This window comes from Bradyrhizobium sp. STM 3557, from assembly GCF_045571465.1.
Taxonomy (GTDB): Bacteria; Pseudomonadota; Alphaproteobacteria; order Rhizobiales; family Xanthobacteraceae; genus Bradyrhizobium.
Genome location: NZ_CP120697.1, coordinates 6,377,637 through 6,402,301, shown reverse-complemented (window position 1 = coordinate 6,402,301; position 24,665 = coordinate 6,377,637). Strand labels below are relative to the sequence as shown.

Below are 24,665 nucleotides of genomic sequence, written 5' to 3'. Positions count from 1 at the left end.
TCGATTCAAGTACTGCCGCCTCTGGGATGCTGGATCGCCCGGTTGAACCGGGCGATGACAGCGGAATGTGACGATTGCTTCCGGCTATCCGCGATGAGGGCCGAGTGTGCAGCTCGGCTGCTATTTCTTCACCCCATACGCCGCCAGGAACATCTTCACGGCGCTGGCGACGACCTCGCGGGTGCGCTCGGGGGAGGGGGGCGGCGCGGCCTGGAAGATGAAAGGCAGGAACAGGGTGGCCTGGCACATCAGCGGGAATTGCGCGGCGGCGAGCCGGCAGTCCTCGATCGCGAGTTCGCCTGCCCGCACCCGATCTTCGAGATAGCCGGCAAGGCAGTTGATGGTACCTTCCAGCACGCGATCGTAGTAACGGCGGCCAACCTCCGGCATGCGCTCGGCAATCGCCATCACGGTGCGGATCGCCGATCCGCCGCCGGGCCGGCAGACCATCGCGATATAGGCCTCGCCAAACCCGGTGAGATTGCTCGTCACGTCGCGCGCGGTATCGAAGCTGAAGGCCGCCTTGCCCTGAACCACCGTCTCCTCGTGCACGATCGCCTCGAACAGGCGGGACTTGTCTTCGAAATAGACATAGAGCGTCCCCTTGGAGACGCCGGCGGAGCGGGCGATCTCGCCCATGCTGGCGCCATCGAACCCCAGGTCCATGAACACCTTGCGGGCGCCATCCAGGATCTGGCGCCGTTTGGAAGAGTCCTCCGCCGGAGGCGGGGGAAGGGTATTCTGGCCGGTTTCAATCATTCGTTCAGGGTCTTTGCAGATTCCGGGTAGCCGAAACCTCTCGTAGGAGCTTTCCGTCCATTTTGCATGTGCGAAGATATATATTGACCGAACGGTTCGGTCAATGCTACTTTCAAACAACAGCGGCCGCCAGAGCGTCCGCAACTATCTTTTTGGAGTGTTCGATGGGCGCGAGAGATCAGGCCGCACGTGTGCGTCGTCCGGAGCCGGCTGAGAGCCCTGAGCCCGTCACGCGTGAACCGGCCGCACTTGGCGAGGCTCTGCGTGCGCAGGTTGCCGACGAAGCCAAAGGCCGCGCTGTGGATGCGCAGCTCGAGCGCGCCGAGGCGGCGCCGGTTGCGAAGCCATCTGCCGCGCCAGCGGCTGAAGCCGCCGCGCCGCCGAAATCGGGCCGCCGCAAGCGCATCATGCTCGGCGCGATGCTCGCGGTGGGACTCGCCATCGCCGGCTATGCCACGCATTACGTCCTGGTCGGTCGCTTCTTCGTCTCCACCGACGATGCCTATGTCCGCGCCAACAACACCATGCTCGGCGCCCGCGTCGCTGGTCACATCGTCGAGATCGTACCGCGCGATAACGCGCCGGTGCACAAGGGCGATGTCATCATCCGCATCGACGATGGCGACTATCGCATTGCCGTCGATGCCGCGCGCACCAAGATCGCGACGCAGGAGGCGACCATTGCCCGCATCGGCCGCCAGATCGGCGCGCAGCAGAGCGCGGTCGAGCAGGCGCAGGCCAATCTCGCCTCCGCCGAGGCCACGCAGAAGCGCGCCGAACTCGACTATGATCGTCAGCAGGCGCTGAGCAACAAGGGCTTCGCCTCGCACGCCACGTTCGAGCAGTCGGAAGCCGCCCGCGACCAGGGCGTCGCCGGCGTGAAGTCGGCGCGGGCCGCGTTCGATGCAGCGCGCGACAATGTCGAGGTGACCAAGGCGCAGCAGGCGGAGGCGCAGGCGCAGCTTGCCGAGTTGAAGACATCGCTCGCCAAGGCCGAGCGCGATCTGGACTTCGCTGTGGTGCGCGCGCCGGTCGACGGCATCTTCTCCAACCGTCTCGTCAATACCGGCGACTTCGTCGCGGTCGGTCAGCGGCTCGCCAATGTCGTGCCGCTCGATGACGTCTACATCGACGCCAATTTCAAGGAGACCCAGCTGAAGCGCATCCGTCCCGGCCAGTCGGTGACCATCAAGGTCGACGCCTATGGCTCGCGCAAGTTCAAGGGCACGGTCGACAGCATCTCGCCGGCGGCGGGCTCGGTGTTCACCTTGCTGCCGCCGGATAACGCGACCGGCAACTTCACCAAGATCGTGCAGCGGCTGCCGGTGCGCATCCGCGTGCCGAAGGAGGTGGCGCGGCAGAACCTGCTCCGCGCCGGCATGTCGGTCTATGCGACGGTCGACACGACCGACGGCGCCCAGGACGCCGACAGCGACGCCGATCTCGATTCGCCGATGATGATCCATCCGCAGTGATTGACTCTTTTGATGAGATCTCGCGCTCGCCACGAAATGAGTTCACCTCTCCCCATCGGGGAGAGGTCGGATTGCATCGAAGATGCAATCCGAGTGAGGGGGCACAGATGTACGTAAGACCGTAACCCCTCACCCCAGCCCTCTCCCCATGGGAGAGGGGGCGCACCTACATCGCGGCTGCATTTGAACTGAACGCACCATGGCCAACGCCACCACAGCCAACCCCACCATGATCGCGCCGGCCGCGGCGGCCGAGCGCATCGCGCCGCGCCGGCTGTTTGCCTTCCTGATCATGGTGTTCGGCATGTTCATGTCGATCCTCGACATCCAGATCGTGTCGGCGTCGCTGACCGAGATCCAGGCCGGCCTGTCGGCGAGCTCGAGCGAGGTGTCCTGGGTCCAGACCGCGTACCTGATCGCCGAGGTGATCGCGATCCCGCTGTCGGGCTTCCTGTCGCGCGCCTTCGGCACGCGGCTGTTGTTCGCGATCTCGGCAGCCGGATTCACGCTGTCGAGCTTTCTGTGCGGCTTCGCCTCGACCATCGAAGAGATGATCCTGTGGCGCGCGCTGCAGGGCTTTCTCGGCGCCGGCATGATCCCGACCGTGTTCGCTTCTGCCTACACGGTGTTTCCGCGCTCGAAATTCTACATCGTAGGTCCGATCATCGGCCTCGTCGCGACGCTCGCGCCGACCGTCGGTCCGACCGTCGGCGGCTACATCACCGACGCGATGTCCTGGCACTGGCTTTTCTTCGTCAACATCCCGCCCGGCGTCCTCATCACTATCGGCGTGCTGGCGCTGGTCGATTTCGACCAGCCTAATTTCAAGCTGCTCGATCGCTTCGACTGGTTCGGCCTGATCTTCATGGCCGGTTTCCTCGGCTCGCTCGAATATGTTCTCGAGGAGGGGCCGCAGTACGAGTGGATCCAGGACACCAGCGTTGCGATCTTCGCCGCGGTCTGCGTCCTCTCCGCAGTCGCCTTCTTCTGGCGCGTCCTGACCGCCAATGAGCCGATCGTCGATCTCAGGGCCTTCAGCAACCGCAATTTCGCGGTCGGCTGTCTGCTGCAGTTCTGCATCGGCATCGGCCTTTATGGCCTGACCTACATCTATCCGCGCTATCTCGCCGAGGTCCGCGGCTACAGCGCGCTGATGATCGGCGAGACCATGTTCGTCTCGGGCGTCGTCATGTTCCTGATGGCCCCGGTCGTCGGCCGCCTGATGCTGCGCTTTGACATGCGCTACATCATCGCCGCCGGCCTCGTCATCTTCGCGCTCGGCTCCTATCAGATGACCAACATCACGCGCGACTTCGATTTCTGGGAGCTGTTCGTGCCGCAGGTGCTGCGCGGCATCGGCATGATGTGCGCGATGGTGCCGACCAACAACATTGCGCTCGGCACCCTGGCGCCGGATCGTGTCAAGAACGCCTCCGGCCTGTTTAACCTGATGCGCAATCTCGGCGGCGCGGTCGGCCTCGCCGTCATCAACGAGGTGTTGAACGATCGCACCGATCTGCACATCAGCCGCCTGCAGGAGCGCGTCAACTGGGGCAATGCCACCGCGGTCGAGACGCTGAACAATTTCACCCAGCGCCTGCAGGGCATGGGCGATGCGGCCGTCATGGCGATGAAGCAGCTGTCACAGATCGTGCATCGCCAGGCCGTGGTGATGGGCTATGGCGACGCCTTCTTCATGCTGACCCTGTTCTATGTCGGCCTCAGCCTGATGGTGATGCTGCTCAAGAAGCCGAACGCGGCGGCGATGGGAGGCGGCGGCGGGCATTGAGCGCTCGCCGCATCGTGAGCGCGGTCGCGGGTTGCCAGATCGTTTCAACACATTTATAAGTGCGCCATCATTGCTCGAACGGGGGAGATTTGCATGAAGATGTCTTATGCGCAGATCGTCCGCCCGCGTTCGTTTGCGTCGCTGGGCCTTTCCACCGGCTGCTGACAGCCGCCTTCGCCCGCACCGATCGTGACCGATGTCACGGTTGTTTCAGCTTCCCATAAGTCACTGAAATCATTCTGCATGGCGCTCGCGCGCGGTCCTCGCCGCCCGGCGTCTGCATCAATCGGAGCCGGCGCGCGATGAGTGCGGCCGGATGATGTCATGACCATCGAGCTCAGCAGATCAAGACAGCGGCCCGCCGCCATCCGCGTCGTGATCCCCTTCGTGTTCCGGCACTGGCTGAAGCAGCCCGCCGGCACCCTTGTCATAGCCTTGACCTTGCTCGGCGCCACTGCAGCCGACCTGTTCATGCCGGTGTTCTCCGGCAAATTGGTCGACGCACTGACCCGCGGCCCAATCGAGGCGGAGGCGCGTATCGCTGCGCTGCAGGCGTTCGGCGCCATTGTCGCGCTCGGCTTCATGTCGATCGTGCTGCGGCTGGCGGGCCTGCAGGTGATCGTGCCCTTCACCTTGCGCATCATGTCGGACGTGGCGCGCGAGGCGTTCGCGCGCGTGCAGCGCTTCTCGACCGACTGGCACGCCAACAGCTTCGCCGGCTCCACGGTGCGCAAGGTCACCCGCGGCATGTGGGCGCTCGATCTCTACAACGACACCATCCTGCTGGCGCTGCTGCCGTCGCTGTCGGTGCTGCTCGGCTCGATGGTGCTGCTCGGCCTGCACTGGGTGTCGCTGGGCGCGGTGATCGCGCTCGGCGCGGCGCTCTATGTCGCGATGACGGTCGTGTTCTCGACCCGCTATATCGCGCCGGCCGCCCGCATCTCCAATGCCTGGGACACTAAGGTGGGCGGCACGCTTGCCGATGCCTTGACCTGCAACGCGGTGGTGAAGTCGTTCGGCGCCGAGCGGCGCGAGGATTTGAGGCTCGCACGGGTGATCGACCGCTGGCGAAGGCGCATCAACCGCACCTGGTCGCGCTACAACATGACTGCGGCGGTGCAGCTGATCGTGTTGCTCGGCTTGCGCGCCTCGGTGATCGGCGGCTCGGTGCTGCTGTGGATCGCCGGTCGCGCCTCGCCGGGCGACGTCACCTACGTGCTGACCAGCTATTACGTCATCCACGCGTACCTGCGCGATGTCGGCATGCACATCAACAACCTGCAGCGGGCAGTCAACGACATGGAGGAGCTGGTCGCAATCCATGACGAGCCGATCGGCCTCACTGACGCCGCCGACGCACGCCCGATCGCCATCACCGGCGGCGGCATCGTGTTCGACGCCGTCACGTTCCACTATGGCGGTCATCGGACGCCGCTCTATGACGCGCTGTCCGTGGACATCCGTCCGGGCGAGCGGATCGGCCTGTTCGGCCGCTCAGGCTCCGGCAAGACGACCTTCGTCAAGCTGGTGCAGCGGCTCTACGACGTCAGCGGCGGCCGCATCCTGATCGACGGCCAGGACATCGCGAAGGCGACGCAGGAGTCGCTGCGCAGCCAGATCGCGATCGTGCAGCAGGAGCCGATCCTGTTCCACCGCTCGCTGGCCGAGAACATCGCCTATGGGCGGCCGGGCGCGAGCCAGGCCGCGATCGAGCAGGCGGCGCGGCTCGCCAATGCGCATGAGTTCATCATGCGCCTGCCGAAGGGCTACGGCACGCTGGTCGGCGAGCGCGGCGTCAAGCTGTCGGGCGGCGAGCGGCAGCGCGTGGCGCTGGCGCGGGCGTTCCTGGCGGATGCACCGGTGCTGATCCTGGACGAGGCGACCTCGAGTCTCGACTCGGAATCGGAGGCGCTGATCCAGGAGGCGATGGACCGGCTGATGAAGGGCCGCACCGCGATCGTGATCGCGCACCGGCTCGCCACTGTGCGCAGTCTCGATCGCATCCTGGTCTTCGATCGCGGCCGGATCGTCGAGCAGGGCAATCACGCGGCCCTGGTCGGCCGCGAGGGCGGGCTCTATCGCGCGCTGTTCGAGCGGCAGTCCACCGAGATCGGCCAGCTCTCAGCCGCGGAATGAACGAGCAGGCAGGCGCGTACGCGCGCCTGCCTCGGCAGCCCACCGGCCAGCGCGCCGATCAGGAGCAGCGCATAGTCGATGGTGTTCATGCATAGTCCTTGATGGAGATGAGCATTGAACACAAGGCTCTAACGGTTCCTCTCCACCAGCGATTGTACGAAGTCGACATGCTCCCGGAGCCATTCCGGTTGCTTGTTAGCGATGATTTGGACGCACAGCCGGACACATTCGTTGCAAATGAACCCCGTGGCACCGGCAATCAACTGCACCACGTCGACCTGGGCCTTGCCGCAGAACGAACAGACGAGGGACGGTGACGGAACGGCATCGTCGGTGACTTGCATCCCAGCGTCGCGCAATGCGGCAAACAAGGATTCGATATGGTCGGGCGCTGTTTCCTTTGGGCAGAGGTCGTTGATCTGATCGAAGCTGACGAAACCCGTGTGCTGACCGATTTCGATGGCCTTCTGGATGATCGCCTCAAGCTCCATCCGCTCCTCCTTTACGGACCCTCTACCCTTAGGGATGGAGATCAGTCGAAGCCGCCAAAAATGGTGAGGGGTTCGGCGCTGTCCGCCGAACCCCTCATGAACATATCAGCCGGCCTGTAAGCCGGGTTCTGTAGGGCACCGCCGCGCTTGCGCGCGGCGATACGTGACGGCCATTCCTCTGGGATCGCGCTTGCGCGCGACCTCGAGCGACCTACCCGGACGGCGAGCCTGACATCGCTCCCGCGGACGTTGTCGCTCGCGCGAACTGTCCGTGTTGCCGTCCCTATTCGGTCTTGCTCCCGGTGGGGTTTACCTTGCCGGCTCCGTTGCCGGACCCGCGGTGCGCTCTTACCGCACCTTTTCACCCTTACCGCGCCGAGGCCTGAGGGCCAAGGCGGGCGGTTCGTTCTCTGTGGCACTGTCCCTGGGGTCGCCCCCGCCGGACGTTATCCGGCACCGCATGTCGATGGAGCCCGGACTTTCCTCCCCGGCGGCCTTTCGGCACCTGCCGGAGCGGCCGTCCGGCCGACTGACGCGCCCTGAATGGAGCTTTCGAAGCCATGCGTCAAGCCGGCGTGATCGGGCCGAAATATTTTATGCTGCGCCTGTCGTCCCACGTATCGGCCATTCGACTGGATGTCGGCAATCCAGCCGATCACAAGGAGCAAGAACCATGCAGTATCTGCTGATGATCTATCAGAACGAGGTCGAATACGCGAAACGGGACCCCGCGGAAGCCGAGAAGACGCTCGCAGAATATCAGGCCTTCACCCAGTCCATCATCCAGAGCGGAAACTTCAAGGCGGGCGACCGGTTGCGCCCGACGACCACCGCAACAACGGTACGTGTCCGTGACGGCAAGGTCCTGGCCACCGACGGTCCCTTTGCGGAGACGCGTGAGCAGCTCGGCGGCTACTATCTGGTCGAAGCCAAGGACCTGGACGAGGCGATCGGCATCGCGGCTCGGATTCCCAGCGCGCGGATCGGCTCGATCGAGGTGCGGCCGATCTGGGTGTATAATAGTTGATGATCTCTCCGTTCGTCGTTCCGGGATGCGTCGTTAGGTGCAGGCAACAGACGTGCAACTGCGCGTCGGGGAATCCATACTCCCCGATCGTGGTTATGGATTCCGGGCTCGCCCCGCGGGCGCCCCGGAATGACGAATGCCAAGAGCGTATGCGCATGACTCCCGAGGCTATCGACAAAATCTTCCGCGACGAGGCCGGCCGTGCATTGGCGACGCTGATCCGGCTCGTCGGCGATTTCGATCTCGCCGAGGACGCCTTGCAGGATGCATTCGCGAGCGCCCTGCAGAGCTGGCGCGGGGGTGAGCTTCCGGCCAATCCGCGCGCCTGGCTGGTCAATGTCGGCCGGAACAAGGCGATCGACCGCATCCGCCGGCGGATCGCCTTCCGCGATCGGCAGCAGCAGGTCGCTCACGACATCGCGCTCAACGCCGCGGCCTGCGACGATCTCGCCGCGCCGGCCGAGCTCGATGACGACATGCTGCGGCTGATCTTCATCTGCTGCCATCCCTCATTCGCTCCGGAGGTTCAGGTCGCGCTGACCTTGCGCACGGTCTGCGGGCTGACCACGGCGGAGGTCGCGCGCGCCTTTTTGGTGAGCGAGGAAGCAATGGCGCAGCGGCTGGTCCGCGCCAAGCAGAAGATCCGTCTTGCCGGCATCCCCTATGAAGTCCCGATGCGCAGCGCGCTCGATGAACGGCTGAGCGGCGTGCTCGCGGTCATCTATCAGGTCTTCACCGAAGGCTATGTCGCGACCTCGGGCGACGATCTGATGCGGCCCGATCTTGCCGGCGAGGCGATCCGGCTCGGCCGCCTGCTCGACGGTCTCATGCCTGACAAGCGCGAGATCAAGGGTCTGCTGGCGCTGATGCTGTTGCATGATGCACGCCGTGCCGGCCGCGCCACCGCCGATGGCGACGTTGTGCTTTTGGAGGAGCAGGACCGCTCCTTATGGAATCGCGAGCAGATCGCGCAGGGCTTGCAATTGGTCGAGGACGTGCTGCGGATGCCGGGCCGGCCGCTGGCTTACGCGGTGCAGGCGGCGATCGCGGCGCTGCATGCGCGAGCGCCGAGCTATCAGGAGACCGACTGGCGCCAGATCGCCGGCCTCTACGAAGTGCTGTTGCGGATTGCGCCCTCGCCGGTGGTCGAGCTCAATCACGCCGCCGCGGTTTCAATGGTCGACGGCCCGGCGCGGGCGCTCGACCTCGTCGATGCGCTCAGCGCCCGCGGCGGCCTCGACGGCTACGATCTGCTGCCCGCCGTGCGCGCCGATCTGCTGCGGCGGCTCGGCCGGCATCAGGCGGCGCGCGAGGCCTATCGTGCGGCGTGCGCCGCGACCAGGCTCGAGCCGCTACGACGGCTCTATGCGCGCAGGCTCGCGGAACTGGGCGCGAACGGATGAGTGATTATTTGGCAGTCTCGGCCGGCAGCGTCGACAGCAGCGCACCCAACGTCAGCAGCGTGGAATGATCGGCGATGCCATCGACGCGTTCGGGACGGAAATGACGCTGGAACGCGGTGACCACCTCCATGGTCGGGCCGTCGAACTTGGCATTCACCGGAACCGCGTAGCCGTATTTCGCCAGCGCCTTCTGCAAGTCGCGGACAGCATCACCGATGCTGCCGAGCTTGAGCGATTCGCTGCGTGTGATCGGCGCCGGCTGCACCCAATGACCCACGCCGGAATTGGCCAGGGAATGCCAGGGAAATTTCTCGCCCGGGTCCTTCTTGCGTGCGGGCGCGACATCGGAATGGCCGAGCACGCGATGAGCCGGAATGTTGCGTCGGAGCATGATGCCGCGGCAGAGTGTGATGACGGCGGCGATCTGGCGGGATGGGAAATCCGGATAACCCCAATCGTGACCGGGATTGATGATCTCGATTCCGATCGAGCAGGAGTTGATGTCATCCTCGCCGGCCCAGGACGACACGCCAGCATGCCAGGCGCGCTTGGCCTCGGGCACGCTCTGCACGATGCCGCCATCCTCCAGCACGATGTAATGCGCCGAGACCTCGGTGCCGGCGGTGCAGAGCTTGGTGATCGCGCCGTCGGCGTCCGGCATGCCGGTGTAGTGCAGCACGATCATGTCCGGAACACGATCGTTATTGCGATCGCCGAAATTCGCAGATGGAATCACTTCGGAAACAACAGACGAATCCGGTGTGAATGCGTCCGTCGCCGGACCGTCCTGCAGCGCTTGCCGGCGTTTCGAAGCGAATGTGTCGGAGGCGGGCGAACCAGGCGGCATGAAAATCTCGAAGGCATGCGAGCGGGGAAAAGGCACACGTCCAATATGGCTGCCACTACTCCTTTGCACCTCCCCGTCGCAATGGAAATTACATGCGACAGGGTGCATTTCGGAGCTGGTGTGTGCTCCGCGCTGCATGGCCGCCCCGGCCCCGTGTCCTTGCGGGGAGATCGCCGGCGCCAAGATTCCGCCGTGGATCATCAACGGTTTCTTAACGCTAAACGCCGTTACTAAGTGGTGAACGCCTGTTCCGGCGGGCTGCCGCAGTTTGAAGGTCCTGCACGCGAGAAAAGGGTTTTTGAAGTGTGGAGGGCAGCGGATTTCGGGCCTTTGACCGTGCTACACGGCCGAAATCCACTGGACCAGCGCATGGCCCGTGGAATGCCGGTGGCCGCGCGGGGCTCTCGCGCCGGCCGCGCGGTCAGGCGGTTTTGCGGTTCGATCGGACGTGGCAAAGGTTTTAGGCGCGAGGATGTTGGGCGCGATGGGCTCGCTGCCGTACATGGTCTGTCTGGCACGCCGGCTCGGTCGTGGAGCCGGTGCATGAGCACGGCTGACCAGCGTCACATTTCCGTGCTCGGGCCGGAAGCGGTGGCGGCGCTCGCGCCGCGCGCCGGCGGCATCTATGTCGATGCCACGTTCGGCGCCGGCGGCTACAGCCGGTTGATTCTCGCAACAGCAGGAACCCGGGTGATCGGCATCGATCGCGATGCCACGGCGATTTCTGGCGGCCAGGATCTGGTCGCACAGGCGGCCGGGCGGCTGACATTGGTCGAGGACCGCTTCTCGCATCTTGTCGAGATCTGCGCCGCCCAGGGCATCGATGCCATCGATGGTGTCGTGATGGATGTCGGCGTCTCCTCGATGCAGCTCGATCAGGCCGGCCGCGGCTTCTCGTTCAGGCTCGACGGCCCGCTCGACATGCGGATGGGCGGTAACGGTCCGACCGCGGCCGACGTCGTTGCCCGCGCTGCCGAGCGCGATCTTGCGGACGCCATCTATATCTTCGGCGAGGAGCGGCATTCCCGCGCCGTGGCGCGCGCCATTGTCGCCGCGCGCAGAGAGCAGCCGATCACGACGACACGCGCGCTTGCCGACATCGTCGCGCGCGTGGTGCGGTCCAAGCCGGGCGACATTCATCCGGCGACGCGCACCTTTCAGGCGCTGCGCATCCTGGTCAATGAGGAGCTCGACGAGCTCGAGCGCGCGCTTGTCGCGGCCGAGCGCGTGCTGAAGCCGGGCGGGCGGCTTGCGGTGGTGTCGTTCCACTCGCTGGAAGATCGGATCGTCAAGACCTTCCTGGCCGAGCGGAGCAAGAGTGGCGGCGGCTCGCGGCATCTGCCGGAGGTCGCGCAGCAGCCGCCGAGTTTCACGTTCCTGACCCGTCGGCCGGTCGTGCCGAGCGACGAAGAGGTCGCCGCCAATCCCCGTGCCCGCTCGGCCAAGCTGCGCGGCGCGCAACGGACGACGGCACCCGCGCATGCCATAAGCGAAGAATCATCCTGGCCGCGCCTGGATGATGTGATGAGGGGAGGGTAGCGTATGCGGCTCATCCACCTCATGGTGATCGGCGCGCTGATCTTCGCCGCCGCCTATGTCTACCGGATCAAGATGGAATCGACCGCGCGGGTCGAGAAGGTGCTGCAGCTGCGCGCCGAGATCCGCGAGCAGCGCGAGGCGATCGCGGTGCTGCGCTCGGAATGGGCCAAGCTCGACGCGCCGCTGCGGCTGCAGGGGCTGGTCGAGCGGCACCTGCCGCTGAAGCCGCTGAACGCCACGCAATACGACAGTCTGAAGAACCTGCCGGAGCGGCCGCCGAATTTCGCGCGTTCCGGTAATCCCGATCCGATCGGCTCGATGATCGATGCCATCGACGCCGCCACCCAGGACGACACGCCCACCGGATCCGTGCCGCAGCAGCCGGAGGACGCACAATGACCGGCTATGCTTCGCTCAATCAGGGAAAGCCGAAGCAGGAACGGCCAAGGCAAGAGCCTTGGCAGCAGCGGCTGGTGCGCACGCTGCTGTACGGGCGCAATGTCGATCGCACGGCCAAGGCGCGCGCCCGCGTCGGTCTCGTCATCATCGCCTTCGCAGCGATCTATGCCATCATCGGCGGACGCCTCGTGATGTTCGCGGTCGGCGCGGACGGACCGAGCGCGCGGCGTGCGGCGGCACAGGATGCAATTGCCACCGCACGCCCCGACATCGTCGACCGCAATGGCGAGGTGCTGGCCACCGACGTCAAGACGCCGAGCCTGTTCGGCGAGCCGCGCCGCATCATCGACAAGGACGAGGCGATCGAGCTGCTCACGGCCACGTTGCCCGATGCCGATGCCGGCGAAGTGCGTGAGCGCCTGTCGTCGCGGAAGGGGTTCGTCTGGCTGAAGCGCGAGATCTCACCGCAACAGCAGTTCGAGATCCACAAGCTCGGCATTCCCGGCATCGGTTTCCTGCGCGAGAACAAGCGCGTCTATCCCACCGGCAACGAGGTGGCGCATCTGATCGGCCTGGTCAACATCGACAACCAGGGCATCGCCGGCATGGAGAAGTGGCTGGACAATCAGGGTCTGGCCGATCTGCACCGCGCGGGCTTTGCCACCGACCGTCTGCAGAAGCCGATCGAATTGTCGGTCGACCTGCGCGTCGAGCACGCGCTGCGTGACGAGTTGCTGAAGGCCAAAGACAAGTTCCACGCCAAGGCGGCCTCCGGCCTTGTCGTCAACGTCAACACCGGCGAGGTCATCGCGATGGTCTCGCTGCCGGATTTCGATCCCAACAGTCCGAAGGAGGCGCACGATCCTGACAGGATCAACCGCCTGACCACGGGCGTCTATGAGATGGGCTCGACCTTCAAGGCCTTCACTCTGGCGATGGCGCTCGACACCGGCAAATACGGTCTGGACTCGATGTGGGATGCACGCGGACCGCTGCATTACGGCAAGTTCGCGATCCATGACGACGAGCCGAAGGGACGCTTCCTCAGCATGAAGGAGGTCTTCACCTTCTCCTCCAACGTCGGCGCGGCGCGGATCGCGCTGTCGCAGGGGGTCGAGGCGCACAAGGCGTTCCTGCGCAAGATGGGACAGTTCGAGCGGCTGCGCACCGAGCTGCCGGAGAGCGCCTCGCCGCTGGTGCCGAAGCACTGGAGCGATCTCAACACCATCACGATCTCCTTCGGCCACGGCATGGCGGTGGCGCCACTGCAGGGCGTGATGGGCGTCAGCGCGCTAGTCAATGGTGGTCTGTTGATTCCGCCGACCTTCATGAAGCGCAGCGAGGAAGAGGCAAGGGCAATCGCCAAGCGCGTGATCAAGCCGGAAACCTCGGAGAAGATGCGCTACCTGATGCGCTTGAATGCCGAGATCGGCACCGCCAAGAGGGCGAATGTTCCCGGGTACTACATCGGCGGCAAGACCGGCACCGCCGAGAAGGTGATCAACGGCCGCTACGCCAAGAAGAAGGTGCTGACCCTCTTCACCGCCGTGATTCCAGCCGACAAGCCGCAATACCAGCTGCTGATCATGCTGGACGAGCCGCAAGCTCTGAAGGAGACCTACGGCTTCATTACCTCCGGCTGGAACGCGGTGCCGACCGCCGGCAACGTGATCAGCCGGATCGGGCCGCTGCTCGGGATCGAGCCGCGCTTCGACCTGCCGCCGTCGGACCGCCAAATTCTTGCGGCATCGCGGCTGACGCAGTAAGCCCTTCATCTTGAAGGCCCCGCCGATTTGAATCGTTCGGCCGAGGCCGGACGGGATCTCTATGAAACTCCGCGACCTTCTCGGTAATGAAACCAGGCTCGACCCAAGCGCGGATGCCGTCGATGTGAAGGGCCTTGCCGTCGACAGTCGCGTGGTGAAGCCGGGCGACCTGTTCTTCGCGCTCGCGGGCACGAAGACGGACGGCGCGCGCTTCATCCAGGCCGCGATCGCCGCCGGCGCCCTGGCTGTGGCAGGCGAGCACGCCCCGAGCGGCGATCTGCCGGTTCCCTTCATCGAGCTGTCCAACCCGCGCCGGGCGCTGGCGCTCGCCGCCGCACGCTTCTTCCCCTTGCAGCCGGCCACCATCGCGGCCGTCACCGGCACCAGCGGCAAGACCTCGGTCGCCGCCTTCACCCGCCAGATCTGGCGAGGGCTCGGCCATTCTTCGGCCAGCATCGGCACCATCGGCCTGGTGTCGGACAAGCGCACGGTTTACGGCTCGCTGACCACGCCGGACCCGATCGCGCTGCATCGGCAAATCGATGAGATCACGCGCGACGGCGTTACGCATCTTGCCTTCGAGGCATCCTCGCACGGGCTCGACCAATATCGCCTCGACGGCGTGCGCGTCTCGGCCGGCGGCTTCACCAATCTCTCGCGCGACCACATGGATTATCACCCCGATGTCGCGCATTACCTCGCCGCGAAGCTGCGGCTGTTTCGCGATCTGGTGCCGCCGGACGGCGCTGCCGTGATCTCGGCCGATCATGATTGCTCGGATGAGGTGATCGCGGCGGCAAAGGCGCGAGGTCTGCGTCTCATCACGGTCGGCACGAAGGGCGACGGCGCAGGCGAGGGCATCCGCCTGATCGATGCAAGCATCGAGGGCTTTGCGCAGACGCTGCAGATTGAGCATCTCGGCCGCAGGCGTGCAATCAGGCTGCCGCTGGTCGGCGCGTTCCAGACCGAGAATGCGCTCGTAGCGGCTGGTCTTGCGATCGGCACCGGCAGCGATCCTGAGGCGGTGTTCGATACGCTCGGTGCGCTCGAAGGCGCCAAGGGTCGACTCGAACTGGTCGGCGAGCGCAACGGCGCGCCGATCTTCATCGATTATGCGCATAAGCCTGATGCCTTGGCGAAAGCGCTGCAGGCGCTGCGACCTTACGCGAAGCGCAGGCTGGTCGTGGTGTTCGGCGCCGGTGGCGATCGCGACATCGGCAAGCGTCCGCTGATGGGTGCGATTGCCGCGGAGCATGCCGATCGCGTCATTGTCACGGATGATAATCCGCGCAGCGAAGATCCGCAGGCGATCCGCGCCGCGATCCTGGCGACTGCCAAGGGCGCCCAGGAGATCGGCGACCGTGCGGAGGCGATCCGTGCTGCGATCGATGCGCTGGAGGAGGGTGATGCCCTCGTCGTTGCCGGCAAGGGCCACGAGATCGGACAGATCATCGGCGACAAGATTTTGCATTTCAGCGACCACGAAGCGGTCGCCGACGCATTGGCAAAGAGGACGGCATGACGAAGGCGCCGCTATGGACCGTGGCCGAGGTGGCGCATGCGCTGGGCCTTTCCGGTGAGTTTCCGGATACGCCAGTCGACTTCGTGACCCAGGACAGCCGGGCGGTGAAGCCGGGCAGCCTGTTCGTGGCCTTGAGCGGCACGCCAAGCGGCGGCTTCATCTCGAGCTTTGCCTCCAGCCGTGATGGCTGGGAGTTCGCCGCGAATGCGCAGGACGCCGGTGCTGTGGCGATGATCGTGCCGCACCGGATCGACGGCATCACCGTGCCGCAACTGATCGTCGGGGATACGCTGATCGACGGGCTCTGGGGGCTGGCACGTGCGGCACGCGCGCGGTTCAAGGGACCGGTGATCGGGCTGACCGGCAGCGCGGGGAAGACCTCGACCAAGGAGTTCATCGCCGCCTATCCGCAGGCGGCCGCGAGCCCATCGAGCTTCAACAATTTCTGGGGCGTGCCGCTGACGCTGTGTAACGCCGACCCGAATGCCTCGGTTTGGGTGGTCGAGATGGGCATGAATCAGACGGGCGAGATCGCGCGGCTGACGGAGCTGACCAGACCGACGGTGGCGCTGGTCGTCAATGTGCAGCCGGTGCATCTGGAGAAGCTCGGCAGCCTGGAGGCGATCCGGCAGGAGAAGGTCTCGATCGCGCGCGGCTTGCCGCCATGTGGCTCGCTGGTGCTCCCCGCCGGACTTGTCGCGTCCGAGTGGAGCGGCAAGACGCTGCGCTTCGGCGAGGGCGCCGAGGTGTGCGAGCTGAAGCACACGCCGCGCGGCGAGAGCTGGGACGTCAGCGCCGAGGTCGCCGGTCGCAAAGTCGATTTCTCGCTGACGCCCGGCGCGCCGCACCGCCTGCAGAATGCGCTGGCTGCGCTTGCGGCCGTCTCCGCCGCCGGGCTCGATCCGGCGCTGCTCGCAAAAGAGCTCGACCACGTCGGCATCATGACCGGCCGCGGCGTCGAGCAGAGTGCCGGCGGCATCGTACTGATCGACGACAGCTTCAACGGCAACCCGGCCAGCATGGCTGCGGCGCTGGACAGCCTGCAGGCGCGGCCGGTGACATCAGGACGACGCATCGGAATCGTCGGCGATATGCTCGAACTGGGTGCCGAGGCGGCAGCCTATCACGAAGGTCTGATCCGCCATCTCGACGGCATCGATGGCGTCTATTGCGTCGGTTCCCTGATGCGGCACCTGTTCGACCGGCTGCCCGCAAACAAGCGGCTCGGCTGGCACGAGGATCCCGCGACCTTGCAGCCCGCCGAGGTTGCAGCGTTGCTGAAGCGCGGAGACGTCGTGGTCATCAAGGGCAGCAAGAAGATCTTCTGGGTGAACAAGTTCGTGCCCCGGCTTGCCGCTGCGCTGGAGGCGCAAGCTTAAAATCAGGCGATATCGCGGCGCGGCAGGCCTGTCGCCGGCGGGGCTGGTATGCCGGGCGGGATATGCCGCAATTGTTTGCAACGATTCGCACAGGGCCGCCGATCGTGGTTAAAGGAGCGCCTCAACACGGATTCGCGCGGGGATTCGTAAGCGGTCCCGGCAGGCCCTTGGCGAGACGGCATAGGCGGATTGTATGTTTTACTGGTTGATCGAGCTGACCAACACCTTCCCGAGTCTCGGGATGTTCCGCGCGGCCCTCAACGTCTTCCGTTACATCACCTTCCGCACCGGCGGGGCGGTGGTGACCGGCGCGTTGTTCGTGTTCCTGTTCGGACCCTGGATCATCGACCATCTGCGGTTGCGCCAGGGCAAGGGCCAGCCGATCCGCACCGACGGCCCGCAGTCGCATATCATCTCCAAGAAGGGCACGCCCACCATGGGCGGGCTGATGATCCTGTCCGGCCTCGTCGTCTCGACCGTGCTGTGGGCCAATCCGCTCAACCCTTACGTCTGGATTGTGCTGGCGGTGACGCTCGGCTTCGGCTTCGTCGGCTTCTATGACGACTACCTGAAGGTGACCAAGCAATCGCATTCCGGCTTCGCCGGCCGCGCGCGGCTTGCGCTCGAAGGGCTGATCGCGCTCGCCGCCTGCTACGCCTTGGTGCGGCTCGGCCGCGATGCCACCTCGACGTCGCTGGCGATTCCCTTCTTCAAGGATCTCGTGCTCAATTTCGGCTGGTTCTTCGTGATCTTCGGCGCCTTCGTGATCGTCGGCGCCGGAAATGCGGTCAACCTGACCGACGGGCTCGACGGGCTTGCGATCGTGCCGGTGATGATCGCTGCCGCAAGCTTTGGCCTGATCGCCTATCTCGCCGGCAACGCGGTGTTCTCCGACTACCTGCAGATCCATTACGTGCCCGGCACCGGCGAACTCGCCGTGCTCTGCGGCGCGGTGCTCGGCGCGGGCCTCGGCTTTCTCTGGTTCAACGCGCCGCCGGCTTCGATCTTCATGGGCGACACCGGCTCGCTTGCGCTCGGCGGCATGCTCGGCTCGATCGCGGTCGCGGTGAAGCACGAGATCGTGCTGGCCGTGATCGGCGGACTGTTCGTGCTCGAGGCGGTTTCGGTGATCGTGCAGGTCGTCTCGTTCAGGCTTACCGGCAAGCGCGTCTTCAAGATGGCGCCGATCCATCATCATTTCGAGCAGCTCGGCTGGACCGAGCCGCAGATCGTGATCCGGTTCTGGATCATCTCGGTGATGCTCGCGCTCGCCGGCCTCGCCACCTTGAAGCTGCGCTGACATGATCCCCATCACCTCCTTTGCCGGCAAGACAGTTGCCGTGTTCGGTCTCGGCGGCTCGGGCCTCGCCTCCTGTCATGCGCTGCGCGCCGGTGGCGCGGAGGTGATTGCGGCCGATGATGGTGCCGACCGGCTCGCTGAAGCCGCCAAGGCGGGCTTCGTCACCGCCGATCTGCGCGCCGTGTCCTGGACGAATTTTTTCGCGCTGGTGCTGGCGCCCGGTGTGCCGCTGACGCATCCGGCGCCGCATTGGAGCGTCACGAAGGCGCGCGAGGCCGGCGTCGAGGTGATCGGCGACATCGAGCTGTTCTGCCGCGAGCGCAAGCGTCAGGCGCCGGACGCGCCGTTCGTCGCGATCACCGGCACCAACGGCAAGTCGACCACGACGGCGCTGGTTGCGCATCTGATGAGAGTCGCCGGCTACGACGCCCAGATGGGCGGCAATATCGGCACCGCGATCCTGTCGCTGGAGCCACCGCGCATGGGCCGCGTCCATGTGATCGAGATGTCCTCCTTCCAGATCGATCTGACGCCCTCGATCGATCCGACCGTCGGCATCCTGATCAATGTCAGCGAGGATCACATCGACCGTCATGGCACGCTGGCGAACTATGCGGCCGTGAAGGAGCGGCTGGTCGCAGGCGTGCAGTCGCGGGGGACTGCGATCGTCGGTGTCGATGATGATTTCTCCCGTGCCAGCGCCGATCGCCTGGAGCGGGCGGGCAAGCGCGTGGTGCGGATCTCGGTCAAGAACCCGCTTTCCGACGGCATCTATGTCGAGCGCGAGACGATTGTGCGCGCGAGCGGCGGCGCGCGCAGCGAGATCGCAGGCATCGGCGGCATCGGCTCGCTCCGTGGCTTGCATAATGCACAGAACGCTGCCTGCGCGGCGGCCACGGCGCTCGCGCTTGGCATCAGTCCGGACGTGCTGCAGCAGGGGCTACGCAGCTTTCCGGGTCTTGCGCACCGCATGGAGCAGGTCGGTCGCCGCGGCGAGGTGCTGTTCGTCAACGACTCCAAGGGCACCAATGCGGATGCCGCCGCCCATGCGCTGTCGTCCTTCCCCGACATCTTCTGGATCGCCGGCGGCAAGCCGAAGGCCGGCGGCATCACCAGCCTGACCGGCTATTTCCCCCGCATCCGCAAAGCCTATCTGATTGGGGAGGCGGCAGAGGAATTCGCCGGGACGCTCGGCGACCAGGTGCCGCACGAGATGTCCGGCACGCTCGATGTCGCGGTTGCGCAGGCCGCCGCCGATGCCGAGGCTTCTGGGCTGAAAGACGCCGTGGTGCTGCTGTCGCCCGCTTGCGCCTCCTACGACCAGTACCGCAATTTCGAGATCCGCGGTGCCAGGTTCCGCGAGCTGGTGCAGGCGCTGCTCGGCGTCGAGCCGGCGGTGTGACGGCCTCCGCTGAGTCACCCGCAAAGGCGCGCAAAGGCGGGCGATCGAGCTCTCCGCTGTCATCGCCCGGCTCGACCGGGCGATCCAGCATTCCAGAGACAGTCGTGATGAACCGATGGGCCGCGGCGTACTGGATCCTCCGCTTTCATAGAGGATGACGGCAGCAGGTGGGTTGCCGGGCTTCACATCTCGAATGAAGGTCTCTCCCTTAACCCTCTGATAACCATCATCGGCCACCAATAGGGTTGGCCTCTCATTAAGCATGCCGGAACACCGCTTCCCGCGTTTTTCCGGATCATGCGCGCGGCCAGAGGGATACCCCATGCTCTCCCGCGAAGAACGCAATCCTCTGTCGGATTGGTGGTGGACGATCGACAAGCCGCTGCTCGGCGCCATCCTGGCCCTGATGCTGTGCGGCGTCATCCTGTCGCTGGCGGCGAGCCCGCCGGTCGCGACCCGCATCGGGCTCGACCCGTTCCACTTCTTCAACCGCCATGTGCTGTTTCTGCTGCCCTCTTTCGTCACGCTGATCGGCGTCTCCTTCCTATCGCCACGGCAGATCCGGCGCAGCGCGCTGATCATCTTCGCGATCTCGATCGCGCTGATCGTGCTGACGCTCGCGATCGGGCCCGAGGTGAAGGGCTCGCGGCGCTGGATCACGCTGCTCGGCGTCAACATCCAGGCCTCGGAAGCCGCCAAGCCGTCCTTCGTCGTGGTCGCGGCCTGGCTGTTCTCGGAATCCGCGCGGCGGCCGGACATGCCGGCGACCTCGATGGCGCTCGTTCTGCTGCTGCTGATGGTGTCGCTCTTGGTGATGGAGCCGGATTTCGGCCAGACCATGCTGACCTCAATGGTGTGGGGCTCGCTGTTCTTCATCGCGGGCATGCGTATGATCTGGGTGGCGGGCCTCGCGGGCGCGGCGAGCGCCGGCCTGTTCGGCGCTTATCTGTTGGTCCCGCACGTCGCGGGCCGCATCAAGCGCTTCATGAACCCGGCCTCCGGCGACACCTTCCAGGTCGACACCGCGATGGAGGCTTTCTCGAACGGCGGCTGGTTCGGGCTCGGGCCCGGCGAGGGCATTGCCAAGCGCAGCCTTCCCGACAGCCACACTGACTTCGTATTCGCGGTCGCTGCGGAGGAGTTCGGCATCATCCTGTGCCTGGCGCTGGTCGCGCTGTTCGCCTTTATCGTGATCCGCACGTTGTCACGCGCTTACGCTACCGAGGACAGTTTCTCGCGCTTCGCCGCCTCCGGTCTCGCCATCCTGTTCGGCGTGCAGGCCGCCATCAATATCGCGGTCAATCTGCAGCTCATCCCGGCCAAGGGCATGACCCTGCCATTCATTTCTTATGGCGGCTCTTCGATGGTCTCGCTCGCCTATGGCGTCGGCATGATGCTGGCGCTGACGCGGCTGCGGCCGCGCACCGAGATCGAGGCCACCGATGCTGCAGCCGGCGCGTTGGGCAGTTACGCGTAGGTCTCTCTTCGTCATTGCGAGCGCAGCGAAGCAATCCAGTGTACGTCCGAGGACTGGATTGCTTCGTCGCTGACGCTCCTCGCAATGACGTCGGTTTGTGTGTAAAGAGGGGCCACCATGACGACTGCGCCCCTCATTCTGCTCGCGGCCGGCGGCACCGGCGGCCATCTGTTTCCTGCCGAAGCGCTCGGTGTCGAACTGATCAAGCGCGGCTTGCGCGTCCGCCTCGTCACCGACGCCCGCGCGCTGCGCTACAGCGGCCTGTTCTCCAAGGACATGATCGACGTGGTGCCGAGCGAGACCATGCGAGGCCGCTCGCCGGTCGCGCTCGCCCGCACCGCCTGGATGCTCGCCTCCGGCATTGTCGTCGCCTTCAACCTGATGCGCCGGTTGAAGCCTTCCGCCGTGGTCGGCTTCGGCGGCTACCCGACCGTGCCGCCTCTGCTCGCGGCGCGCCTCGCCGGCGTGCCCGGCATCATCCACGACGCCAATGCCGTGCTTGGCCGCGCCAACCGCCTGCTGTCGCGCCATGTGAGGGCGATCGCGACCTCGCTGCCCGGCGTGCTCGACCGCGATCCGGCACTCGCCGGCAAGACCACCACCGTCGGCACGCCGATGCGTCCCATGGTTCTCGAAGCGACAACAGTGGCCTATACGCCTCCTGACACGATGGGCCCGTTTCGTCTGCTCGTGACCGGCGGCAGCCAGGGCGCGCGGGTCATGAGCGACATCGTACCCGGCGCGATCGAGCGGCTGGAGCCTGCGCTGTGGAGCCGGCTGGTGCTGACCCAGCAGGTGCGCCAGGAGGACATGGCGAGGGTGCGCGCGGTCTACGACAAGCTCAAGATCAATGTCGAGCTCGCACCCTTCTTCACTGATTTGCCGGCGCGGCTCGCCGCCAATCACCTCGTCATCTCACGCTCCGGTGCCGGCACGGTGGCGGAGCTTGCGGCGATCGGCCGGCCCTCGATTCTTGTGCCGTTGCCCGGCGCCATTGACCAGGATCAGTTTGCCAATGCCGGCGTGCTGTCGCAGGCGAACGCCGCGTTGCGTATCGCGCAAACCGATTTCACGCCCGATCGCCTCGCCTCGGAAATCTCGGCATTGGTCGCGGAGCCCACCCGGTTGGCCGCGATGGCGCAAGCCGCCCGTTCCGTCGGCCGGCTCGATGCGGCGGAGCGACTGGCCGATCTCGTGATCAAAACCGCCGGAATTTAGGCCTTCCACGCCGAAATTGCCTCTTGTCATGCCCCGCGAAGGCAGGGCATCCAGTACGTGGCGCCGCTGATTTGTCGGATGACCGCGCCCCGGTGAATGCTGGATCGCCCGCCTGCGCGAGCGATGACCCCTTAAGGAACCATCGATGAGACTGCCCCGCGAGATCGGACCCATCCATTTTGTCGGGATCGGCGGCATCGGCATGAGCGGCATTGCCGAGGTGCTGTGCAATCTCGGCTACACCGTGCAAGGCTCGGATGCCTCCGACAACGCCAACGTGGCGCGGCTGCGGGAGAAGGGCGCGACCGTCAGCATCGGCCACAAAGCGGAGAATATCGCCGGCGCCGATGTCGTCGTGGTGTCCACGGCGATCAAGCGCGACAATCCGGAACTGATGGCGGCTCGCGCCCAGCGCATTCCGGTGGTGCGGCGCGCCGAGATGCTGGCCGAGCTGATGCGGCTGAAGAGCTGCGTTGCGATCGCCGGCACCCACGGCAAGACCACCACGACCTCGATGGTGGCGGCGTTGCTCGATGCCGGCGGGCTCGACCCGACCGTCATCAATGGCGGCATCATCAATGCCTACGGCACCAATGCGCGGCTCGGGGCCGGCGACTGGATGGTGGTCGAGGCCGACGAGAGCGACGGCACCTTCCTGAAGCTGCCGACCGATGTCGCGATCGTCACCAATGTCGATCCCGAGCATCTCGATCACTTCAAGACCTTCGAGGCGGTGCAGGACGCCTTCCGCGCCTTCGTCGAGAACGTGCCGTTCTATGGCTTTGCCGTGATGTGCATCGATCATCCTGTCGTGCAGAGCATCGTCGGCAAGATCGAGGATCGCCGCATCATCACCTATGGCGCCAATCCGCAGGCCGACGCGCGGCTGGTCGATCTGACTCCGACCGGCGTCGGCTCACGCTTCAAGGTCGTGTTCCGGGATCGCAAGAGCGGCGCGACCCACGAGATTCCCGATATCGTGCTGCCGATGCCCGGCCGTCATAACGCGTCCAACGCCACTGCGGCGATCGCAGTCGCGCGCGAGCTCGGCCTGTCCGATGACGCGATCCGTAAGGCGATCGCCGGCTTCCGCGGCGTCAAGCGCCGCTTCACCCGCACCGGCGAATGGAATGGCATCACCGTGATTGACGATTACGGTCACCATCCGGTCGAGATCGCCGCCGTGCTCAAGGCGGCGCGGGAATCGACCAATGGCAGGATCATCGCGGTGGTGCAGCCGCATCGCTATACCCGCCTGCAGTCGCTGTTCGAGGAGTTCTGCACCTGCTTCAACGACGCCGATGCGGTCGTGGTCGCCGAGGTCTATCCGGCCGGCGAAGCGCCGATCGAAGGCATCGATCGCGATCATTTCGTGCTGGGCCTGCGCACCCACGGCCATCGCGACGTGGTGCCGCTGCCGAAGGCAGGCGACCTCGCCGGCATCATCAAGGGACTGGCGAAGCCGGGTGATCTCGTCGTCTGCTTAGGCGCCGGCAACATCAGCCAATGGGCCTACGCGCTGCCGGGCGAATTGAAAGCGCTGGGATGAGGGCGGTGTTGAGCGAGCTCGTCAGCGCAAGCATCCAACGACCTGCCACGGTCTCTCCGTTCCCTCCCCCCTTGTGGGGGAGGGTTAGGGAGGGGGGTAAGCCGCAAGCGCCGGCGCTCGTGGTACCCCCGTCTCCAACTCTCCCCCACAAGGGCGGAGAGGGCTCAGTGTGCTCGTGGCACGCGCTGGAGTTCAATTGCGAGCAATGACCTTCCCCGACATCACTCCCGATCTCAAAGTCGCGATGCCGGGCTTGCGCGGGCGGCTGCTTGCCAATGAGGTTCTGGCGCCGCTGACCTGGTTCCGGGTCGGTGGCCCGGCGCAGGTGCTGTTCACGCCGGCCGACGAGGACGACCTCGCTTACTTTCTGAAGAACTTGCCAAGCGATCTTCCGGTCACTGTCGTCGGTGTCGGCTCCAACCTGATCGTGCGCGACGGCGGCGTGCCGGGCGTGGTGATCCGGCTCGCGCCGCGCGGTTTCGGCGAGGTCGAGACGGAAGGCGAGATCGTCCGCGCCGGCACCGCGGCACTCGACAAGCGCGTCGCGGAGGTGGCGGCAACGGCCAATCTCTCCGGACTCGAATTCCTGTTCGGGATTCCCGGTAGCATCGGTGGCGCCTTGCGGATGAATGCCGGCGCCAATGGCGGTGAGACCAAGGATATCCTGATCGAGGCAACTGCGTTGGATCGGCAGGGCAATCACCATCGCTTCACCAATGCCGAGATGAAGTTCACCTATCGCGCGAACGGTCTCGATCCCAGCCTGATCTTCACCTCGGCGCGCTTTCGTGGACTGCCGGCCGCACCCGAGGCGATCCGCGCCCGCATGGCCGAGGTGCAGACCCATCGCGAGACCGCGCAGCCGATCCGCGAGAAGACCGGCGGCTCGACCTTCAAGAATCCGCCCGGCCACTCCGCCTGGAAGCTGGTCGATGCTGCGGGGTGCCGCGGGCTCAAGGTCGGCGGCGCGCAGGTCTCGGAGATGCACTGCAACTTCCTGATCAACACCGGCGACGCCACCGCCCACGACATCGAACAACTCGGCGAGACCGTGCGCGCGCGGGTCAAGGCGGCCTCGGGGATCGAGCTGCAGTGGGAGATCAAGCGGATTGGAATCGAACGGACGTAGCTCGCCTGCCGCATCAACATGCGCGGATGGCGCGCGCGCAAATTGAAATGAATCCGAG

The 24,665-nt window shown here is 65.5% G+C and carries 19 protein-coding genes and 1 other RNA gene; 16 read left to right on the top strand and 4 right to left on the bottom strand.

What is annotated here, in order from left to right; translation table 11 throughout:
* Positions 1-120: 120 nt before the first annotated feature.
* Positions 121-759 carry a TetR/AcrR family transcriptional regulator gene (locus tag P6U24_RS29610; RefSeq protein WP_407155963.1) on the bottom strand — a complete coding sequence of 213 codons (639 nt, stop codon included), beginning with the start codon at positions 757-759 and terminating at the stop codon, positions 121-123.
* Positions 760-923: 164 nt separating this feature from the next.
* Here P6U24_RS29610 and P6U24_RS29605 point away from each other — a divergent pair, with 164 nt between their 5' ends.
* The 3 genes from P6U24_RS29605 (at position 924) to P6U24_RS29595 (ending at position 6,159) form a co-directional block, all read left to right on the top strand.
* Complete coding sequence (locus P6U24_RS29605; protein ID WP_407155962.1) at positions 924-2,234, top strand: HlyD family efflux transporter periplasmic adaptor subunit; 1,311 nt, start codon at positions 924-926, stop codon at positions 2,232-2,234.
* Positions 2,235-2,433: 199 nt separating this feature from the next.
* Entirely contained in the window at positions 2,434-4,023 is a 1,590-nt protein-coding gene (locus P6U24_RS29600) for a DHA2 family efflux MFS transporter permease subunit (RefSeq protein WP_407155961.1), read from the top strand.
* A 324-nt stretch (positions 4,024-4,347) separates the two neighbouring features.
* A complete protein-coding gene (locus P6U24_RS29595; RefSeq protein WP_407155960.1) occupies positions 4,348-6,159 on the top strand; it encodes an ABC transporter ATP-binding protein in 1,812 nt (603 codons plus the stop codon).
* A gap of 128 nt (positions 6,160-6,287) precedes the next feature.
* Here the strand turns inward: P6U24_RS29595 and P6U24_RS29590 are convergent, their stop codons facing one another.
* Together P6U24_RS29590 and rnpB are read right to left on the bottom strand one after the other, a co-directional pair.
* Complete coding sequence (locus P6U24_RS29590; RefSeq protein ID WP_407155959.1) at positions 6,288-6,650, bottom strand: ClpX C4-type zinc finger protein; 363 nt, start codon at positions 6,648-6,650, stop codon at positions 6,288-6,290.
* A gap of 101 nt (positions 6,651-6,751) precedes the next feature.
* Positions 6,752-7,183: RNase P RNA component class A (rnpB, locus tag P6U24_RS29585), an RNA gene on the bottom strand.
* 140 nt (positions 7,184-7,323) lie between these two features.
* Between rnpB and P6U24_RS29580 the strand changes: the two genes are divergently transcribed.
* Positions 7,324-7,677, top strand: a complete 354-nt coding sequence (locus P6U24_RS29580; RefSeq protein WP_407155958.1) for a YciI family protein — start codon at positions 7,324-7,326, stop codon at positions 7,675-7,677.
* 155 nt (positions 7,678-7,832) lie between these two features.
* A complete protein-coding gene (locus tag P6U24_RS29575) occupies positions 7,833-9,080 on the top strand; it encodes an RNA polymerase sigma factor (RefSeq protein ID WP_407155957.1) in 1,248 nt (415 codons plus the stop codon).
* Positions 9,081-9,084: 4 nt separating this feature from the next.
* On the opposite strand, the gene P6U24_RS29570 is transcribed toward P6U24_RS29575, so the two are convergent.
* A complete protein-coding gene (locus tag P6U24_RS29570; RefSeq protein WP_407155956.1) occupies positions 9,085-9,927 on the bottom strand; it encodes an N-acetylmuramoyl-L-alanine amidase in 843 nt (280 codons plus the stop codon).
* Between the two features lie 543 nt (positions 9,928-10,470).
* Between P6U24_RS29570 and rsmH the strand changes: the two genes are divergently transcribed.
* The 11 genes from rsmH to murB all read left to right on the top strand — a co-directional run bounded on the left by rsmH (position 10,471) and on the right by murB (position 24,607).
* Positions 10,471-11,466: a 16S rRNA (cytosine(1402)-N(4))-methyltransferase RsmH gene (gene rsmH / locus P6U24_RS29565; RefSeq protein ID WP_407155955.1), complete on the top strand. Its 996-nt coding sequence runs from the start codon at positions 10,471-10,473 to the stop codon at positions 11,464-11,466.
* A gap of 3 nt (positions 11,467-11,469) precedes the next feature.
* Entirely contained in the window at positions 11,470-11,865 is a 396-nt protein-coding gene (locus P6U24_RS29560; RefSeq protein ID WP_407155954.1) for a hypothetical protein, read from the top strand.
* Positions 11,862-13,631: a peptidoglycan D,D-transpeptidase FtsI family protein gene (locus tag P6U24_RS29555; RefSeq protein ID WP_407155953.1), complete on the top strand. Its 1,770-nt coding sequence runs from the start codon at positions 11,862-11,864 to the stop codon at positions 13,629-13,631. The genes P6U24_RS29560 and P6U24_RS29555 overlap by 4 nt, the downstream gene beginning before the upstream one ends.
* 61 nt (positions 13,632-13,692) lie before the next feature.
* On the top strand, positions 13,693-15,153 hold the full coding sequence (locus tag P6U24_RS29550) for a UDP-N-acetylmuramoyl-L-alanyl-D-glutamate--2,6-diaminopimelate ligase (RefSeq protein ID WP_407155952.1): 1,461 nt from the start codon (positions 13,693-13,695) through the stop codon (positions 15,151-15,153).
* A complete protein-coding gene (gene murF, locus P6U24_RS29545) occupies positions 15,150-16,532 on the top strand; it encodes a UDP-N-acetylmuramoyl-tripeptide--D-alanyl-D-alanine ligase (protein WP_407155951.1) in 1,383 nt (460 codons plus the stop codon). The genes P6U24_RS29550 and murF overlap by 4 nt, the downstream gene beginning before the upstream one ends.
* Positions 16,533-16,725: 193 nt before the next feature.
* Complete coding sequence (gene mraY, locus P6U24_RS29540) at positions 16,726-17,832, top strand: phospho-N-acetylmuramoyl-pentapeptide-transferase (RefSeq protein ID WP_407155950.1); 1,107 nt, start codon at positions 16,726-16,728, stop codon at positions 17,830-17,832.
* A 1-nt stretch (position 17,833) separates the two neighbouring features.
* Entirely contained in the window at positions 17,834-19,234 is a 1,401-nt protein-coding gene (gene murD, locus P6U24_RS29535) for a UDP-N-acetylmuramoyl-L-alanine--D-glutamate ligase (RefSeq protein WP_407155949.1), read from the top strand.
* A gap of 322 nt (positions 19,235-19,556) precedes the next feature.
* Positions 19,557-20,711, top strand: coding sequence for a putative lipid II flippase FtsW (ftsW, locus tag P6U24_RS29530; protein WP_407155948.1), 1,155 nt, complete (start codon positions 19,557-19,559; stop codon positions 20,709-20,711).
* 117 nt (positions 20,712-20,828) lie between these two features.
* A complete protein-coding gene (gene murG, locus P6U24_RS29525) occupies positions 20,829-21,929 on the top strand; it encodes an undecaprenyldiphospho-muramoylpentapeptide beta-N-acetylglucosaminyltransferase (protein ID WP_407155947.1) in 1,101 nt (366 codons plus the stop codon).
* A 145-nt stretch (positions 21,930-22,074) separates the two neighbouring features.
* Complete coding sequence (gene murC / locus P6U24_RS29520) at positions 22,075-23,478, top strand: UDP-N-acetylmuramate--L-alanine ligase (RefSeq protein ID WP_407155946.1); 1,404 nt, start codon at positions 22,075-22,077, stop codon at positions 23,476-23,478.
* A gap of 205 nt (positions 23,479-23,683) precedes the next feature.
* A complete protein-coding gene (gene murB, locus P6U24_RS29515; protein ID WP_407155945.1) occupies positions 23,684-24,607 on the top strand; it encodes a UDP-N-acetylmuramate dehydrogenase in 924 nt (307 codons plus the stop codon).
* Positions 24,608-24,665 lie beyond the last annotated feature (58 nt).